The following is a 15,912-nucleotide window of genomic DNA, read 5'->3' on the forward strand; positions in this document are numbered from 1 at the left end:
GTTAAATTTATATCTTCAAGAAGGGATTTTTAAAGATATGCAGAAATATATAAGGTATGGCAGTACTTTAAATTTGAGGTGAATGGAATGTTCGTTAAAAGTATCATGATACCGAAGTACAAATGTATAACTGCACAACTTGGTGATACACTGCAAGATGTGCTTGAAAAGCTTGATGGGAATGAAATTGATGGGGTTCCGGTTCTGGATGGCGACAAATATGCTGGTGTCGTCACAAGGTATGGGATTTACCAGGAATACTTCAAGACAGGCGGAGATAAGGACGAATTCCTGCAAAAGAAGGTGGCCGGGGATATACTATGCCTTCAGGATCAAATTCTCCATGGCATCGAGATTTTTGAAAACACCCTGGTCAAATTGAAGGATATCCCGCTTCTGGCTGTTATAGATGAACATGGGAAATTCCAGGGAGCTGTAACTCGCTCCGATGCCCTGGACCAATTCCAAAGTGCTTTTGGAGTACAAAGGGAGGGTGTCAGGATTGCGTTCACTTCTGTTGAAACAGAGGGAAGAATTGCTAGACTGGCTGATATTGCCCACCAGTTCCATGAACATATCATTTCATTGGTTACTTTCGATGAGACAGACAAGCTTGTCCGACGGATTGTCATGAAGATTGAAAAGAAAGACAATATAGACAAGTTTATCAAAAAGCTGGAGGATTCAGGTTTCCGGATCCTCGACATCCATGAAGTTTGATTTCCGATACGGAAATAAAGACAAGGGCCTTTCATACATTGAGTATGGGAGGTTTTTGTATGCTTTGGAAAGTGTTAAGGCTGGTAATCGGACTGGTTTCGGGTTACCTGGTGATCAATTGGATGACGACTGTCATTCCTCTCCACTCTGATGAATTTGTGAGTGAGTCCATCTTAAATCCTTTTGGGTTCCTTGCTGGTACGATGATACTGGCAGTCGGCATGCTTTCACTGGGCGGCTTGATTGGTACCGGCATTTTAGCAATCAAGAATATTGTTAAGGGAGATGAAGGATCGGTTACGGATATCACACTGGCAGTTATCTGTTTCGGTGGCTTTTTTCTGCTGTTTACCCTTGGGTGGTGGCAGGCAGCTATTTTTTTCGTTTTCTGTTTGCTTTATGGTATGATTTCACTTAGCTCAACTGGGAACAAAGAAAAAGGCCGGATTTAGTATTTGCAGGAGGAAGAGATGGAGATCATTTATATTCTACTGGGGATGCTGCTGTTTGGCGGCTTCCTTCTACTATATATGTATAGGCAGGCATTTGAGGACAGAGTTTTAAAGCAGGAAATCAGGCTGAAGGATTTCCCGGCAAGTTTTGGTACTGTGAGAATCTTTTTTATTTCAGATATCCATAAGCGTATTATTTCAGATTCAATCATCAATGAAGTAAAAGGAAAGCCCGACCTCGTCATCATTGGAGGGGACCTTGCGGAAAAAGGGGTTTCCCTTGAACGGATTTCCGCAAATCTTGAGAAGCTGAAAACAGTAGGTCCTGTATTTTTTGTTTGGGGAAACAATGATTATGAATTCAATTCCCATGAATTGGACTCTCTTTTGTACCATTCTGGGGTAAAGGTCCTGGACAATACTGCGGTTAAATTTGAATCAGAAGCTGGGGATATCCTGTATCTTTTAGGTATAGACGATTTCGGCCTTGGCAAAAGCAGGCTGGATCTGGCTGTGCGTGATGCTGAAGAAGAAGGGTTTCGCATTCTTGTAAGCCATAATCCTGCCATCGCCAACAGTTTAAAGTCAGAGGATGAGATCAGTCTTTTATTAAGCGGACATACCCATGGAGGGCAAATCAGGATCTTTGGATTCGGCCCTTATGAGTTGGGCGGGATAAAAAAGAAAAATGGCACTACGGTGCTGACAAGCAATGGATATGGCACGACAGGAGTTCCATTCAGGCTGGGAGCAAAGGCCGAGACCCATCTGATTACATTGGCTCCTGACCTTAATCAAGCAGATTGAAGTTTTACAACGAAATATATACCCGGATATAATCGGTACAACAGGTATATACGGAGGTTTTATATGGGGAACAGCACAGGGAAATACAATATTAAAGCAGCAGCCAATATGCTTGGAATCCAGCCTGGGACACTGAGGGCCTGGGAGAGAAGATACCAGATGATTGCTCCTGCCAGGAATGAGTCCGGCCATCGCTTATATACGGAGGAACACTTAAAAATCTTACGTTGGCTGATTTCCAAAGTGAATCAAGGCTTCACGATCAGCCAGGCTGTTTCCCTGCTTGAGAACACTGAGCCATTAATGGGACCTTCTGAAAGGCCGAAAAAGGACAAGCAGGATGAATTCAGGGAAGAGATTTTAACTGCACTTTTGGGGTTCAATAGTTCAAAAGCCCATGAATTGATCAACCAGGCCTTCAGTATTTTTACGATTGATAAAACGGTCATTGATTTATTAGGGCCAATTTTGATTAAAGTAGGCGATTTATGGGAAGAGGGAAGTATAACGACTGCACATGAGCATTTTGCTTCTTCGTTTCTTCGTTCAAGGATTGAAGGATTATCTAGTTCATTTCCGCATAGTTCGTTTCTTCCTAAGGTAATTGCTGTATGCGGACCAGGGGAGAGGCACGAGCTAGGTTTGCTGATCTACACAATGTACCTGAGGAGAAAGGGGTTCGAGGTTATCTTTCTTGGCACAAGTCTTGCTGAAAATGATATTGAAGCAGTGCTGGATAAGGTAAAACCCAGGTTCTTATTCTTATCATGCACATTGGAGGAAAACAGGGAAGCAACCTTGGAACTTGCCGGGACCATAAAGAAGAATTATCCTGGTCTTCATATCGGGCTCGGTGGCATAGCAATTGATTCCATGCCTGAAGGGCTGCAGAAAGAACATCAGGAACGCATTGTAGGGATCACAAGGGCGGAGTGGGAGAAATGGTTGAAAAAGCGCATCGATTCACTTAAATAACTCACCAACCTGCATTATTTTCATAAACTAAAATAAGAGCTTTGTCGATGGCAGGGGGCATGATTTATGCGCTTAGAACGATTAACCACCAATAAAATAAAGATATTCCTTACGATAGATGACTTATCCGACCGGGGTTTGACCAAAGAGGATATTTGGAAGGATTCTTTGAAGTGGCACCAGCTTTTTCACGATATGCTCGAGGAGGCCAGCGAGGAATTCGATTTGGACATAATCGGTTCAGTTGCAGTGGAAATTTTCTCATTGCATACACAAGGAATGGTCATGATTATCACGATGATTGAACAGGATGAAGACGAAGAACAATTTGAAGATGGGATCATTGAAATGCAGGTAACGGTCGATGGAAGCGAAGAGATTCTATTTCAATTCGATAACATCGAGGATGTAATCCAGCTGGCCAAGAGATTGATGCAGTCTGGTATTACGGGAGGCAGCCTGCACTATATGAATGATCAGTACTATCTGCTAATGAATGGAATCTTGCCTGAAGATGCAGAGAAGACCGTGTCTTTATTGGCTGAGTATGGGGTTCCATCCATTTTGAGCATCCACAGACTGCTCGAATATGGGAAGGAAATTATGGAGGAATCTGCAGTCGAAACTCTTGTCCATTATTTTTGATAATGATGGAAAGAGCTTCGGCTTTTTTATTACCTTCGCCCTTGCACAATGTCTTATAATTCAGTCAATTCCAAAGAGGTCAATCGTGATAAGGGCTTGGATGGCAGCGTTTTCATTTAATGGTCAAAAAATGCTGAAAACGGTTTTTTTCTTCTTGCATAAAAAAAACAAAGGTGTATACTAATCCATGAAAGCAGACAACATCCGCAAAAGTGATTTAGGAGGTTTATCAATGGTAGCCGCAAACGGTAATGAAAATCCAAATAAAGAAGACAAACATGACGTCTTACGATCTACACAAACTGTTATTCACAAGGCTTTGGAAAAACTCGGATACCCAGATGAGGTTTATGAGCTTTTAAAGGAGCCGCTCAGAATGATGACAGTGAAAATCCCTGTCAGAATGGATGACGGATCTGTTAAAGTCTTTACTGGCTACCGGGCGCAGCACAATGATGCAGTGGGTCCAACAAAGGGAGGAATACGTTTCCATCCAAACGTAACGGAGAAGGAAGTCAAAGCCTTATCAATCTGGATGAGTTTGAAATGCGGCATCGTCGACCTGCCTTATGGCGGTGGTAAAGGCGGGATTGTTTGTGATCCTCGCGATATGTCGTTCAGGGAACTGGAAAGATTAAGCCGGGGGTATGTTCGTGCGATCAGCCAGATCGTAGGACCAACAAAGGATATTCCCGCACCTGATGTTTTCACGAACTCGCAGATTATGGCTTGGATGATGGATGAATACAGTCGTATAGATGAATTTAACTCTCCAGGATTCATTACAGGCAAACCGCTGGTACTCGGTGGATCACATGGTCGTGAATCGGCAACTGCAAAAGGGGTCACGATTTGTATCCGTGAAGCTGCAAAGAAAAGAGACATCGAACTGGAAGGTGCAAGAGTAGTCGTACAGGGGTTTGGTAATGCCGGAAGCTACTTAGCCAAATTCATGCATGATGCCGGCGCAAAAATCATCGGTATTTCAGATGCATATGGTGCACTCCATGATCCGGATGGACTCGATATCGATTACTTGCTTGACCGTCGGGACAGCTTTGGAACAGTAACTAAATTATTCAATAATACCATTACAAATAAAGAATTGTTGGAACTTGATTGTGATATTCTTGTTCCAGCTGCGATAGAAAACCAGATTACTGAAGAAAACGCCCATAATATCAGGGCAAGCATCGTCGTAGAGGCTGCTAACGGACCGACAACATTGGAAGCAACCCAGATCCTTACGGAACGTGGCATCCTGCTTGTACCCGATGTCCTTGCATCTGCTGGCGGGGTAACTGTTTCTTATTTTGAGTGGGTACAGAACAACCAGGGATATTACTGGACAGAAGAGGAAGTCGAAGAGAAGCTTGAAAAGGTTATGGTGAAATCCTTTGACAGCATCTATGAGACGGCCCAGACACGCAGAGTAGACATGCGCCTGGCTGCTTACATGGTCGGAGTCAGAAAAATGGCAGAAGCAAGCAGATTCAGGGGCTGGATCTAAAGAAAAGGGTTCTTCATTGAATCTGAAGATAAAATCTCCTATCATTTAATGATGGGAGATTTTTTATTTTCCGGTTGATCAGTTAGAGTGATAAGGAGTGTTTCTAATATATGAAAAACGAAGATGTCATCATTATCGGCGGGGGGCCATGCGGACTTGCTGCAGCCATTGCCCTTAAGAAGAAGGGAATGAATCCGCTCATCATCGAAAAGGGAAATATCGTGAATGCGATATATAATTATCCTACTCATCAAACATTCTTCAGCAGCAGTGAAAAGCTGGCAATTGGAGATGTCCCATTCATTACCGAGAATCTGAAACCGAAACGGAACCAGGCGCTGGTATATTACCGTGAAGTGGTCAAGCGCGAAAAGCTCAGAATCCATAAATACGAAAAGGTGACGGAAGTTGTAAAACAAAGCGAATCCCTTTTTAAAGTAACAACAAATAAACAGCAGTACACCGCAGAAAATATCGTCATCGCGACAGGGTACTATGACCATCCAAATCTCATGGGAATACCTGGCGAAGAGCTGACCAAGGTTTCCCATTACTTCAAAGAAGCACATCCTTTCTTTGATATGGATGTCGCCGTCATAGGGGGCAAAAACTCGAGTGTGGATGCAGCCATCGAGCTGGAGAAGGCTGGAGCGCGAGTGACCGTCCTTTACAGGGGGGCAGAATATTCTTCGAGCATCAAACCGTGGGTACTGCCGGAATTTGAAGCGCTTGTAAGAGCAGGGTCAGTCCAAATGGTGTTTAACGCAGAAGTAAAAAAAATCACTGACAGTACAGTGGTTTATGAACATGAAAGGAAAACGGTGAATTTAAAAAATGATCATGTTTTTGCGATGACTGGTTACCGGCCGGACCATGCTTTCCTTAAGAAAATGGGAGTGGGAATCGATGCTGAAACAGGTCGGCCGGACTTTGACCCAGAAACCATGGAAACAAATATACCAGGCATATTTATTGCCGGTGTGATAGCTGCCGGGAACAACGCAAATGAAATCTTTATCGAAAATGGCCGATTCCACGGAGGTCAGATTGCAGAAGCGATATCAAATAAGAGTGAAAAGTGACTTCAATCAAAAATATAAGCTGAATCACTGAAAGAAAGCGGTGCCTGATTGCATGCAAGGCACCGCTTTTTCATATACTTATGTTGTTGTTAAAGGCTGTTTTCGTAAATAGTGTTTTTAAAATCTTAAAGCCGATTTTAACGTGCTATAAAGCCATTTTGCTGTTCGTTTTTAAGTGTGCAAGATCTTTTCTCATAATAGCTTTAATTTTATGAAGAAAACTAGGTCATTCAATCCCATTTAGTAGTCAATATCAACTAAGTTTGAGAAAAGAGCTTTGTTAAAACATGAACATCTCAGCTATTTCATCCATTTTGTCCGTTTTGGCAAGGGCGACGAGCAGTTTGATCCTCGCTTTCTGTCCGTTGAGGCCGTTTGAGAAGATGACACCCATTTCTTTCAGGTGTTTTCCTCCGCCTTTATAGCCGTATACATCCTGGACGATTCCAGCGTAACTTCGGGATACGATCACCACCGGGATATTATTCTCGATGAACTTTTTCACTCCATCAAGAGCAGCCGGGGGGAGATTTCCCTGTCCAAGTGCTTCGATAACGACACCATCCACTTCCAGGCCGAGAATGGCATTCAAGAGAGAGGAGTCCATCCCTGCATGCGCCTTAATCAGGAATACGTTTTTGCTGATATCCTGCACAGGGTAATTTTCATGCTTCGTAGGAGTGTGATGGAAAAGAACCCCTCTTTTCGTCACAATGCCAAGTGGTCCATATTGCGGACTTTGGAAAGTTGAGATATTGCTTGTATGCGTTTTTGTAACGTTGACTGCTGTGTGGATTTCATCATTAAGAACAACAAGTACACCTTGTCCAATTGCCTCGGGACTGGAAGCGACCCGGATTGATGATATCAGATTATAAAGACCATCAGAACCTATTTCATTGCTGGAACGCATCGCGCCGGTTACAACAATCGGGAAGCCTGCCTGGCAGGTAAGGTCTAAAAAATAGGCTGTTTCTTCGAGTGTATCTGTGCCGTGGGTGATCACAGCTCCGTCGATATCCCCTTTTCTGCCATATTCCTCAAGGATAAGTTTTAACCTCATCATCTCTTTTGGAGTGATATGCGGTGAGGGCAAATTAAAAGGTTCTTCGATGATTAGATTGGCAATGCCTGACAGAAGTTCAGTGCCTTGTGTCAAAGGATTGTTTCTGCCAGGTTTTACTGCGCCGCTTGTATCCTCGCTCATGGAAATGGTTCCGCCTGTGTGGATCAATAAAATATTTTTCTTCAAGACTATTACCTCCGAAAAGACCAATCGAGAAAGAATAATAATCCATTTTCTTTCTTCTAATTACATGATACGATTAAAAAAACAAATTGAAAAGAGGACAGCATATGCTGGGAATAGTTACTGCCGGGGTAGCTCCGGGTCTGGCACTGTTAAGCTATTTTTATTTGAAGGACCAATATGACTCAGAACCGCTATCTCTGGTGTTTAAAATGTTTATATTCGGTGCATTGCTTGTATTTCCCCTTATGTTCATCCAATACGTCCTTGCTGCTGAAGGACTGTTCCAGGGGGACTTTTCCAAGGCGTTTGGTACAGTTGGTCTTTTAGAAGAATTTTTCAAGTGGTTTATACTTTACTACACTATTTTCCAGCATATTGCATTTGATGAGCATTATGATGGAATCATTTACAGCGTTTCTGTTTCGCTTGGATTCGCGTCTGCGGAAAATATCTTTTACCTGCTTGCCAATGGACTCCAGGATGCAATAGGGAGAGCGTTGCTGCCGGTTTCCAGCCATGCGCTCTTTGGTGTCATCATGGGGTATTATATAGGGAAAGCAAAATTCGCCCCAGACTCACCAAAGAAATGGGTGTTGCTTTCGTTGTCAGTTCCAGTCCTGCTCCATGGGATTTATGATTTTATCCTGATGACGAGGGAAGACTGGATGGTACTGATGATCCCATTCATGATATTCCTCTGGTGGCTGGGCCTTAGAAAAGTGAAAAAAGCAAGAGTGCTGACACTGCAACACATTGATAAACAATTTCCTATCTAAAAAACTCTTCATTTATAAAAAATGGAGGGTTTTTTTGTTTTGTGGAATAAAAGTCATCTCTTAACAAAAAATAAGAGTAATCTTTTAAGTTCACATCTTTGGAGGTTGGCAAATCAATGAAGAATTATCGGTCTATCTTGAAGGTGATGGCCGCGTTGGCTTTGGTTTTGACTTTAGTGCAATTCAACAAGGTCGATCAACGGGCTGAAGCGTTTACGAGCCAGGTGCTGCAACAGGGGGCTGTAGGAGAGGATGTAATTGAACTTCAATCACGCCTTAAGCATATTGGCTTTTATACTGGCAAAATCGACGGAGTTTTTGGCTGGGGTACCTATTGGGCTCTGAGGAATTTCCAATATGAGTTTGGCATGAAGGTGGATGGGATTGCCGGATGGCAGACCAAAATCAAGCTGGCAAACGCGACTCCTAATGCCAAGATTGCCTGGGGAGGCGAAACTTCCGGCGCAGGAAAAGCAGCAGGCGGCCAAAATCAGGCAGCACCCAAACCAGCAGCGGCGACGAATACTCCGAAGGGGTTTTCACAGAATGATATTCAGCTTATGGCCAATGCAGTATATGGAGAATCAAGGGGTGAACCGTATACAGGGCAGGTTGCTGTTGCTGCAGTGATCTTGAACAGGCTGGACAGTGCAACTTTTCCAAATACCATTTCAGGGGTCATCTTTGAACCTCGGGCTTTTACTGCTGTTGCGGATGGCCAGATTTGGCTGACACCAAATGAGACGGCGAAAAAGGCCGTCCTTGATGCAATCAATGGCTGGGACCCGACTGGAAATGCTTTGTACTATTTCAATCCCGATACTGCGACCAGCGCCTGGATATGGGGAAGGCCGCAAATCAAGAAAATTGGGAAACATATTTTTTGCAAATAGGGGTGAGTTGGAATGCTAAGAGGAATAGCCATTGCAGTCCTCGTCATTGGGATTGCCGGAACTGCGTTTTGGGGTTATCAGGAGCACAGGGAAAAAACAGCCGTACTGATTAATGCTGAGAATAATTACCAAAGAGCTTTTCATGATCTGACCTATCAAATGGATGTATTGAACGATAAAATTGGCACAACACTTGCGATGAATTCCAGGAGCTCCCTGTCACCTCAGTTAGCAGAAGTCTGGAAAATCACATCAGAGGCTCATAGTGATGTCGGGCAGCTTCCCCTGACTCTTCTGCCCTTCAATAAAACGGAAGAGTTCCTTGCGAATATCGGGAACTTCAGCTATAAAACGGCTGTTCGGGACCTGGATAAAGAGCCGTTGAGCGATAAAGAATATGAAACACTAAAAACTCTATACGAGCAATCAGGTGAAATTCAGCAGGATTTAAGAGAAGTTCAGCATATGGTTCTCGAGAATAATCTTCGCTGGATGGATGTAGAGCTTGCTCTTGCTACCGAAAAAGGCCAATCGGATAACACTATCATCGATGGATTCAAGACGGTAGAAAGGACAGTGGAAAGCTATTCTGAAACAGATTTTGGGCCCGCACAGATCAATCTTCAGAAAAAAGATGAAAACTTTAAGAAGCTGCCAGGTAAAAAAATCTCAAAAGATGAAGCGGTCCGGATCACTCGGAAATATGCACCTGTCGGAAATGCGGGTGATGTGAAGGTCACACAAAATGGAAAAGGATCGGACTATGGTTTTTATAGCGTATCGATCCAGGATCCCAAAACAAAGCTTGAGGCAAATATGGATATCACCAAGAAAGGCGGATATCCAATCTGGTTTTTACTTAACCGTGATGTGAAAAATCAAAAATTGAGTCTGAATGATGCATCCAACAAGGCAATCGCCTTCCTGAAAGAGCATAATTTTGAAAACCTGGACCTGTTCGAAAGTGCCCAATATGATAATATCGGTGTCTTTACTTTTGTCGGTGTACAGGATGATGTCAGAATCTATCCTGACGCGATCAATATGAAGGTAGCGCTGGATAATGGTGATATCATCGGCTTCTCAGCCGAGGACTATTTAAAATCCAATAAAGCAAGGGAAATTCCACAACCAGGAATTACGAATGAAGAGGCAAAGAAGAAGGTCAATCCAAACCTGAAAATAATGGATGAGAAAAAGGCCATAATCATGAACGATCTTAATGAAGAGGTGTTGTGCTATGAATTCACAGGAACTCTCGGAAATGATACGTTCAGGATCTACATTAATGCAGAAGATGGCACGGAAGAAAAAGTAGAAAAGCTTCATAATGCAGAACCCGTTTATGAAAATGTAGTATAGGGAAAGCCAAGCTGCTTTCCCTTTTTTTTTGTGGCTCTGTTGAATCTGAATGTTGATTTCTAAATCCTGTTGATTGTAGTGGAAGGCGCGTAGACTCCTCGAAAATGCTAACGCATTTCCTTCGCGCGTGGGCAGGTTCGAGGAAGCTAATCAATAACCTGCGGGCGCAGCTGGTCAGGTGAGACCTAGGTGAAATGATTCACGTGAGGAATCATTTGCACCCCGCAGGAGCAAAGCGGCGAGGACTCAGCGCCAGCCCCAAGGAAGAACTGCTTATGTAAAAAGACGGCATTTGGTCTTTTTCATATTCTTCCAGCGGATAGCGAAGCGACTGGAATGAAAATCAACAGCTTTTTTTAAAAAGTTGATCTTGTCAAATTAATCCAATAAAGGACTATTGCACCAACTCGATGCAGCATGTCATAATAAAAATGATATAGACATAATGAACAACAGCCTAGACAGAATGTGGGGAAGTGGATTAGCAATGATAAAAATCGGTGACAACATAATCCTTGAGCATAAGTATTCCGATAGCTTTGAACAATATAAATGTAAACTTGTAGAAAGAAAAGGAAATGACCTGTATATTGATTATCCTGTGAATATGAAAACAAATAGAACAGTTTTCCTGCTTGAAGGAACGCCATTGAAAGCTAATTTTGTCACTGAATCGGGTTCGAGCTACACCTTTCATACAGAAGTAAAAGGAAGGATCAAGCTCAACATCCCAATGGTGATTCTTTCCTATCCAGGCAAGGACCATTTAATCAAGGTCCAGAGACGGCAATATGTACGGGTGGAAACTTCCATCGATGTGGCTGTCCATTCTGACAAAGGAGAATTCGCTCCTTTTACAACTGTCACTGATGATATCAGCGCTGGAGGATCAGCGCTGCTAATCGATAAGAATAGCAGCTTGAAACAGGGTATGGAGCTTGCGTGCTGGTTTGTCCTGCCGATGCAAAATGGTGAGTATGAATACCGGAAGTTCCGCGGAAGGATTGTGAGGATCATTGAGGGTCAAGGCCATAAGAACAAGGCTTCTGTCCAGTTTTTTGATACTTCTGGCACCGATAGGCAGGTTCTGCTAAGATTCTGTTTCGAACGACAGCTTGAAATGAAGAAAAAAGGACTCCCGATTTAAATTGGAATAAATGTTTCAGTTTGCTCCAATAATAGAATAAAAGTTTTAATACGGGAGCAAAAAGATATGAAAACATTTGAAAGAATCTTAATCAAAATCGCGATCATTCAATTTATCTTTCTCATCATAGCCCAGATATTTTTCCATAAACTCGATGCTTTTCCAGAACTGAAACAGATTACCCAGTACGAGGGAGTTACTGACAATAATCATTCAGAAGTCCTGAATTCAATCCGAAGCAAAGAATAAGCAGGTGGAAAGCCTGCTTATTTTAATGCACAGAAAACGAAACGGGTAAGTTTTCTAAAGTGACTTAAAAAAAGTCATGATGGACGAGGATGAACAGATTTTTGTGTTAAAATATAAGAGAATATAAATGAACAACAAGGAGTACCAGGAGGAAATATGAATAAACGAATTTCAATTGCCATTGATGGCCCTGCTGCAGCAGGTAAAAGCACGGTAGCTAAAATTGTGGCTGAAAAACTGACATATGTATATATTGATACAGGTGCAATGTACAGGGCTCTTACATACAAAGCTCTGCAAAAAGGAGCCCGGCTTGATCATGAAGCCCAGTTGATTGATATCTTAAATAATACGTTGATTGAACTTCAGCCAGGAGAAATGGGCCAGAAGGTGTTATTGGATGGAATCGAGGTCACTAATGACATAAGAAGCTCAGAGGTCACCAACCAGGTTTCTTATGTAGCCGTCCATGAATTGGTCAGGAAGGAAATGGTCAAGCGTCAGCAGGCCTTTGCCCGAGATGGCGGAGTAGTTATGGATGGAAGGGATATTGGCACACATGTACTGCCAAATGCGGAAGTAAAGGTCTTTTTGCTTGCAAGTGTTGAGGAAAGGGCACAGCGCCGACATGACGAAAACATCCAGAAAGGCTTCCCATCCGATCTTGAAAAGCTAAAAGAAGAAATCGCCGCACGGGACAAGATTGATTCCGAGCGGGAAGTAGCTCCTTTGAAAAAGGCAGGCGATGCAGTCGAAATAGATACCACTTCGCTCACGATTGCTGATGTAGTGGAAAAAATAATGAGTTTGGCGCTTGAAAGGATCGGATGAAAGTGACGGTTTATTCCTTTGTTAGGTCTTTAGTGAATGCTGTATTAAAACCAGTTTATCGTATTGAGGTAATCGGCAGGGAGAATGTACCTGCCGATGGCGGTGTACTGCTATGTGCCAATCACATCGACAATCTTGATCCCCCGGTTGTTGGCATTACCGCACCCCGTCCAGTCTATTTCATGGCAAAAGAGGAATTATTCTCCGTTCCCGTACTTGGGAAAATTGTTCCGCACTTGAATGCTTTTCCGGTCAAGAGGGGTATGAGCGACAGGGAAGCGTTAAGGAAGGGTCTTGGAATTTTAAAGGATGGAAAGGTTTTAGGTTTGTTTCCAGAGGGAACAAGAAGCAAGACAGGTGAAATGGGCAAAGGTCTAGCAGGTGCAGGCTTCTTTGCTCTCCGATCCGATGCACATGTTGTTCCGTGCGCGGTCATCGGTCCATACAAAGCATTCAAGAAATTGAAGGTGGTATATGGTAAGCCAATTGATATGGAATCCATTAAGGAAAAAAAATTAAATGCCGAACAGACCACTGATTTGATTATGGGAGAAATCCAGAAACTGATCAACGAGTACAAGTAAGGTTTCTTGCTTGACAAAAATGTCTGTTTGTAAGAAGTTATTAAGAAGAGATATTTTTAGAATTTTCACTTAGTGGCTAATTTAAGGTGTTTTTAAATGGCGTTTTCGCCATAATGCATATATTTGCAGCAGTCATGGATTAAGGAGGAGTACATATGTCAGAAGATATGAATCAAGTAGAAGTAAAGAATTTTGAGGCTGGCGACCGTGTCAAGGGCCAGGTAACAAAAGTGGAAGAAAAGCAGGTATTGGTAGATATCGAAGGAAGCAAGCTCGATGGAATCATTCCGATCAGTGAGCTTTCAAGCCTTCATGTTGAAAAAGCTGAAGATGCAGTTTCGGTAGGGGATGAACTGGAACTGGAAGTACAGAAGGTTGAAGAGGAAGCTTTAATCCTTTCGAAAAGAAAAGTTGACGCCGAGAAAGCATGGGAAGAGCTTAAAGGCAAGTTCGAAAGCGGAGAAGTTTTCGATGCTGAAGTTAAAGATGTCGTTAAAGGCGGCTTGGTTGTCGATCTGGGTGTCCGCGGTTTTGTGCCGGCATCCCTGGTGGAATCCCATTTTGTCGAAGATTTCTCTGACTATAAAGGAAAAACGCTAAGCTTTAAAATCGTGGAACTCGAGAAGGAGAAAAACCGTCTGATCCTTTCTCATCGCGCTGTCGTTGAGGAAGAGCAAGGGAAGAAAAAGCAGGACCTGCTCGCTTCCATCCAATCAGGACAGGTTATCGAAGGTACAGTCCAAAGGATTACTGACTTCGGTGCCTTCGTTGATATTGGCGGAGTTGATGGACTTGTTCATATTTCACAGCTATCCCACGAGCATGTAGAAAAACCATCCGATGTTGTCCAGGAAGGGCAGCAGGTCCAGGTTAAAGTCTTGAGCGTGGACCGTGACAATGAGCGTATTTCTCTATCAATTAAAGAAACACTGCCTGGACCATGGGCTGATATCGATGATAAGGCACCAAAGGGCAGCACACTGGAAGGTACGGTCAAGCGTTTGGTTTCTTATGGAGCGTTTGTCGAAGTATTCCCTGGAGTAGAAGGTCTGGTGCATATTTCACAAATTTCGCATAAACACATCGGGACACCGCATGAAGTTCTCCAGGAAGGGCAGACTGTAAAGGTAAAAGTCCTCGATGTAAACAAGGAAGACCAACGATTATCACTCAGCATGAAGGAGTTCGAGGAAAGAGAAAGCAATGAAGCTTTTGACTACGAACTTCCTGAAGAAACAAAAGGTTTCAGCCTTGGTGATATGATTGGAGACAAGCTAAAGAATCTTAAACAGTAATGGTGATAGATTTGTCGAGATCAAAAAGGAAATGGGACCATATTCAATATGCCCTCGAAACGGGCCAGAAGCTGCTAACCGGTTTTGATGATATTAAGTTTGTAAACCAAAGCTTGCCTGGAACTGATCTTGATTCAGTAAAATTGCAGACACAAATTGGCGAACTTTCTTTAAGTTCGCCAATTTTTATAAATGCAATGACAGGTGGCGGCGGGGAACGGACCTTCAGGATCAACCGTGAATTAGCTATAGCTGCAAGAGAGACAGGGTCGGCTATCGCTGTAGGGTCGCAAATGTCAGCCTTAAGAAATCCGGAAGAGCGGAGGACTTATGAGATTGTCAGGGAAATGCACCCTGACGGCATCCTGCTTGCCAATCTGGGCAGTGAAGCAACGGTCGAGCAGGCAAGAGCCGCGGTCGAAATGATCAAGGCCAATGGTCTGCAAATACATTTAAATGTTGTACAGGAATTGACAATGCCCGAGGGAGACAGAAAATTCATCGGTGCATTGGATAGAATTGCTGAAATTGAACAGAATATCGGCGTCCCTGTGATTGTCAAAGAGGTCGGGTTTGGCATAAGCGCAGAGACTGCAGCCAAACTTTTTGCTCATGGGATTCGTTATATTGATGTAGGCGGTTTTGGCGGTACCAATTTTGCGGAAATCGAAAATAAGCGAAGGGACCGGCTGCTCACATTTTTTGAGGATTGGGGAATCCCGACTGCAGCATCCATCATTGAAGCGAAGTCCGCTGTTCAGGACCTATCCGTCATTGCTTCAGGAGGAATCCAGACAAGCCTCGATATCGTTAAAGGGCTTGCCTCAGGTGCAGCCGCAGCTGCAATGGCAGGATCCCTTCTGAAAATTTTGATGGAGCATGGAACAGAGGGATTGATCAAAGAAATTTCAATGATAAAAGAAGAGATTGCCTTCATCATGACGGCCCTTGGTGTACATACAATCGATGAACTTCATCAGGTCCCTATTGTTATCTCAGGAAAAACACATCACTGGCTTGTCCAAAGAGGAATCGACACAAGATCATATGCTCAAAGAAGAAATTTTTACTAGGGAAGGCCCTCTGCCAATTGGCAGAGGGCCTTTTTTGGTTGCCTTGCATCCAAATTTGAAATTCCAAAAGTCTTAGCTATACTTTCCGTCATTCATAGATCGAGCTTCCTCGGGACTTTGCAATTTTGTCGCTCCAGGATAGTGCAGTGCCTGGTCGCGGTCAGATTCTACTCGTCCGCTTTTTTTCAGTTTCTTTTCCTGTCTATCTCGGCCCATCTAAGCACCTCCTTGTCATGGAATCCATACTACAAACCATAGC

General features: G+C 43.2%; 18 protein-coding genes. 16 read left to right on the forward strand and 2 right to left on the reverse strand.

Features of this window, described 5'->3' with window-relative positions; all coding sequences use genetic code 11:
• Positions 1-87 precede the first annotated feature (87 nt).
• From FS736_RS10660 to FS736_RS10690, 7 genes are all read left to right on the forward strand, one after another.
• The gene (locus FS736_RS10660; RefSeq protein WP_144476701.1) at positions 88-720 is read left to right on the forward strand and encodes a CBS domain-containing protein; all 633 of its coding nucleotides are present in this window, start codon (positions 88-90) and stop codon (positions 718-720) included.
• 59 nt (positions 721-779) lie between these two features.
• Complete coding sequence (locus tag FS736_RS10665; RefSeq protein ID WP_144476704.1) at positions 780-1,172, forward strand: hypothetical protein; 393 nt, start codon at positions 780-782, stop codon at positions 1,170-1,172.
• A gap of 18 nt (positions 1,173-1,190) precedes the next feature.
• Positions 1,191-1,979, forward strand: coding sequence for a metallophosphoesterase (locus FS736_RS10670; RefSeq protein ID WP_186326751.1), 789 nt, complete (start codon positions 1,191-1,193; stop codon positions 1,977-1,979).
• Between the two features lie 63 nt (positions 1,980-2,042).
• The gene (locus FS736_RS10675) at positions 2,043-2,954 is read left to right on the forward strand and encodes a MerR family transcriptional regulator (protein ID WP_144476707.1); all 912 of its coding nucleotides are present in this window, start codon (positions 2,043-2,045) and stop codon (positions 2,952-2,954) included.
• A 66-nt stretch (positions 2,955-3,020) separates the two neighbouring features.
• Positions 3,021-3,599, forward strand: a complete 579-nt coding sequence (locus FS736_RS10680) for a genetic competence negative regulator (protein ID WP_144476710.1) — start codon at positions 3,021-3,023, stop codon at positions 3,597-3,599.
• A gap of 232 nt (positions 3,600-3,831) precedes the next feature.
• The gene (locus FS736_RS10685; RefSeq protein ID WP_144476713.1) at positions 3,832-5,109 is read left to right on the forward strand and encodes a Glu/Leu/Phe/Val family dehydrogenase; all 1,278 of its coding nucleotides are present in this window, start codon (positions 3,832-3,834) and stop codon (positions 5,107-5,109) included.
• Positions 5,110-5,219: 110 nt separating this feature from the next.
• Positions 5,220-6,191: a YpdA family putative bacillithiol disulfide reductase gene (locus FS736_RS10690; protein ID WP_144476716.1), complete on the forward strand. Its 972-nt coding sequence runs from the start codon at positions 5,220-5,222 to the stop codon at positions 6,189-6,191.
• A 280-nt stretch (positions 6,192-6,471) separates the two neighbouring features.
• On the opposite strand, the gene FS736_RS10695 is transcribed toward FS736_RS10690, so the two are convergent.
• A complete protein-coding gene (locus FS736_RS10695; RefSeq protein ID WP_186326752.1) occupies positions 6,472-7,443 on the reverse strand; it encodes an asparaginase in 972 nt (323 codons plus the stop codon).
• Between the two features lie 104 nt (positions 7,444-7,547).
• Here FS736_RS10695 and prsW point away from each other — a divergent pair, with 104 nt between their 5' ends.
• The 9 genes from prsW (at position 7,548) to fni (ending at position 15,653) form a co-directional block, all read left to right on the forward strand.
• Positions 7,548-8,219 carry a glutamic-type intramembrane protease PrsW gene (prsW, locus tag FS736_RS10700; RefSeq protein WP_144476720.1) on the forward strand — a complete coding sequence of 224 codons (672 nt, stop codon included), beginning with the start codon at positions 7,548-7,550 and terminating at the stop codon, positions 8,217-8,219.
• 146 nt (positions 8,220-8,365) lie between these two features.
• Positions 8,366-9,112, forward strand: a complete 747-nt coding sequence (gene sleB, locus FS736_RS10705; protein WP_260983585.1) for a spore cortex-lytic enzyme — start codon at positions 8,366-8,368, stop codon at positions 9,110-9,112.
• 12 nt (positions 9,113-9,124) lie between these two features.
• Complete coding sequence (gene ypeB, locus FS736_RS10710; RefSeq protein WP_144476726.1) at positions 9,125-10,474, forward strand: germination protein YpeB; 1,350 nt, start codon at positions 9,125-9,127, stop codon at positions 10,472-10,474.
• A gap of 487 nt (positions 10,475-10,961) precedes the next feature.
• Positions 10,962-11,621 (forward strand): flagellar brake protein, encoded by a 660-nt coding sequence (locus tag FS736_RS10715; protein ID WP_144476729.1) that lies wholly within the window; start codon positions 10,962-10,964, stop codon positions 11,619-11,621.
• A 66-nt stretch (positions 11,622-11,687) separates the two neighbouring features.
• Positions 11,688-11,870 (forward strand): YpfB family protein, encoded by a 183-nt coding sequence (locus FS736_RS10720; protein ID WP_144476731.1) that lies wholly within the window; start codon positions 11,688-11,690, stop codon positions 11,868-11,870.
• Between the two features lie 156 nt (positions 11,871-12,026).
• Positions 12,027-12,701 (forward strand): (d)CMP kinase, encoded by a 675-nt coding sequence (gene cmk, locus FS736_RS10725; protein WP_144476733.1) that lies wholly within the window; start codon positions 12,027-12,029, stop codon positions 12,699-12,701.
• Between the two features lie 2 nt (positions 12,702-12,703).
• Positions 12,704-13,285, forward strand: coding sequence for a lysophospholipid acyltransferase family protein (locus tag FS736_RS10730; protein ID WP_144476951.1), 582 nt, complete (start codon positions 12,704-12,706; stop codon positions 13,283-13,285).
• Positions 13,286-13,440: 155 nt separating this feature from the next.
• Complete coding sequence (gene rpsA, locus FS736_RS10735) at positions 13,441-14,580, forward strand: 30S ribosomal protein S1 (RefSeq protein ID WP_144476736.1); 1,140 nt, start codon at positions 13,441-13,443, stop codon at positions 14,578-14,580.
• A gap of 11 nt (positions 14,581-14,591) precedes the next feature.
• The gene (fni, locus tag FS736_RS10740) at positions 14,592-15,653 is read left to right on the forward strand and encodes a type 2 isopentenyl-diphosphate Delta-isomerase (RefSeq protein ID WP_144476739.1); all 1,062 of its coding nucleotides are present in this window, start codon (positions 14,592-14,594) and stop codon (positions 15,651-15,653) included.
• A 72-nt stretch (positions 15,654-15,725) separates the two neighbouring features.
• Here the strand turns inward: fni and FS736_RS10745 are convergent, their stop codons facing one another.
• Entirely contained in the window at positions 15,726-15,869 is a 144-nt protein-coding gene (locus tag FS736_RS10745) for a YpzI family protein (protein WP_144476742.1), read from the reverse strand.
• Positions 15,870-15,912: the final 43 nt, after the last annotated feature.

Source organism: Cytobacillus oceanisediminis 2691, assembly GCF_007678455.1.
Lineage (GTDB): Bacteria > Bacillota > Bacilli > Bacillales > Cytobacillaceae > Mesobacillus > Mesobacillus oceanisediminis_A.

Excerpts from the sequence above, each read along its gene's own strand:
- FS736_RS10660 (WP_144476701.1), top strand. The coding sequence starts at position 88 with ATGTTCGTTAAAAGTATCATGATACCGAAGTACAAATGTATAACTGCA.
- FS736_RS10665 (WP_144476704.1), top strand. The coding sequence starts at position 780 with ATGCTTTGGAAAGTGTTAAGGCTGGTAATCGGACTGGTTTCGGGTTAC.
- FS736_RS10670 (WP_186326751.1), top strand. The coding sequence starts at position 1,191 with ATGGAGATCATTTATATTCTACTGGGGATGCTGCTGTTTGGCGGCTTC.
- FS736_RS10675 (WP_144476707.1), top strand. The coding sequence starts at position 2,043 with ATGGGGAACAGCACAGGGAAATACAATATTAAAGCAGCAGCCAATATG.
- FS736_RS10680 (WP_144476710.1), top strand. The coding sequence starts at position 3,021 with ATGCGCTTAGAACGATTAACCACCAATAAAATAAAGATATTCCTTACG.
- FS736_RS10685 (WP_144476713.1), top strand. The coding sequence starts at position 3,832 with ATGGTAGCCGCAAACGGTAATGAAAATCCAAATAAAGAAGACAAACAT.
- FS736_RS10690 (WP_144476716.1), top strand. The coding sequence starts at position 5,220 with ATGAAAAACGAAGATGTCATCATTATCGGCGGGGGGCCATGCGGACTT.
- prsW (WP_144476720.1), top strand. The coding sequence starts at position 7,548 with ATGCTGGGAATAGTTACTGCCGGGGTAGCTCCGGGTCTGGCACTGTTA.
- sleB (WP_260983585.1), top strand. The coding sequence starts at position 8,366 with ATGGCCGCGTTGGCTTTGGTTTTGACTTTAGTGCAATTCAACAAGGTC.
- ypeB (WP_144476726.1), top strand. The coding sequence starts at position 9,125 with ATGCTAAGAGGAATAGCCATTGCAGTCCTCGTCATTGGGATTGCCGGA.
- FS736_RS10715 (WP_144476729.1), top strand. The coding sequence starts at position 10,962 with ATGATAAAAATCGGTGACAACATAATCCTTGAGCATAAGTATTCCGAT.
- FS736_RS10720 (WP_144476731.1), top strand. The coding sequence starts at position 11,688 with ATGAAAACATTTGAAAGAATCTTAATCAAAATCGCGATCATTCAATTT.
- cmk (WP_144476733.1), top strand. The coding sequence starts at position 12,027 with ATGAATAAACGAATTTCAATTGCCATTGATGGCCCTGCTGCAGCAGGT.
- rpsA (WP_144476736.1), top strand. The coding sequence starts at position 13,441 with ATGTCAGAAGATATGAATCAAGTAGAAGTAAAGAATTTTGAGGCTGGC.
- FS736_RS10745 (WP_144476742.1), bottom strand. The coding sequence starts at position 15,869 with ATGGGCCGAGATAGACAGGAAAAGAAACTGAAAAAAAGCGGACGAGTA.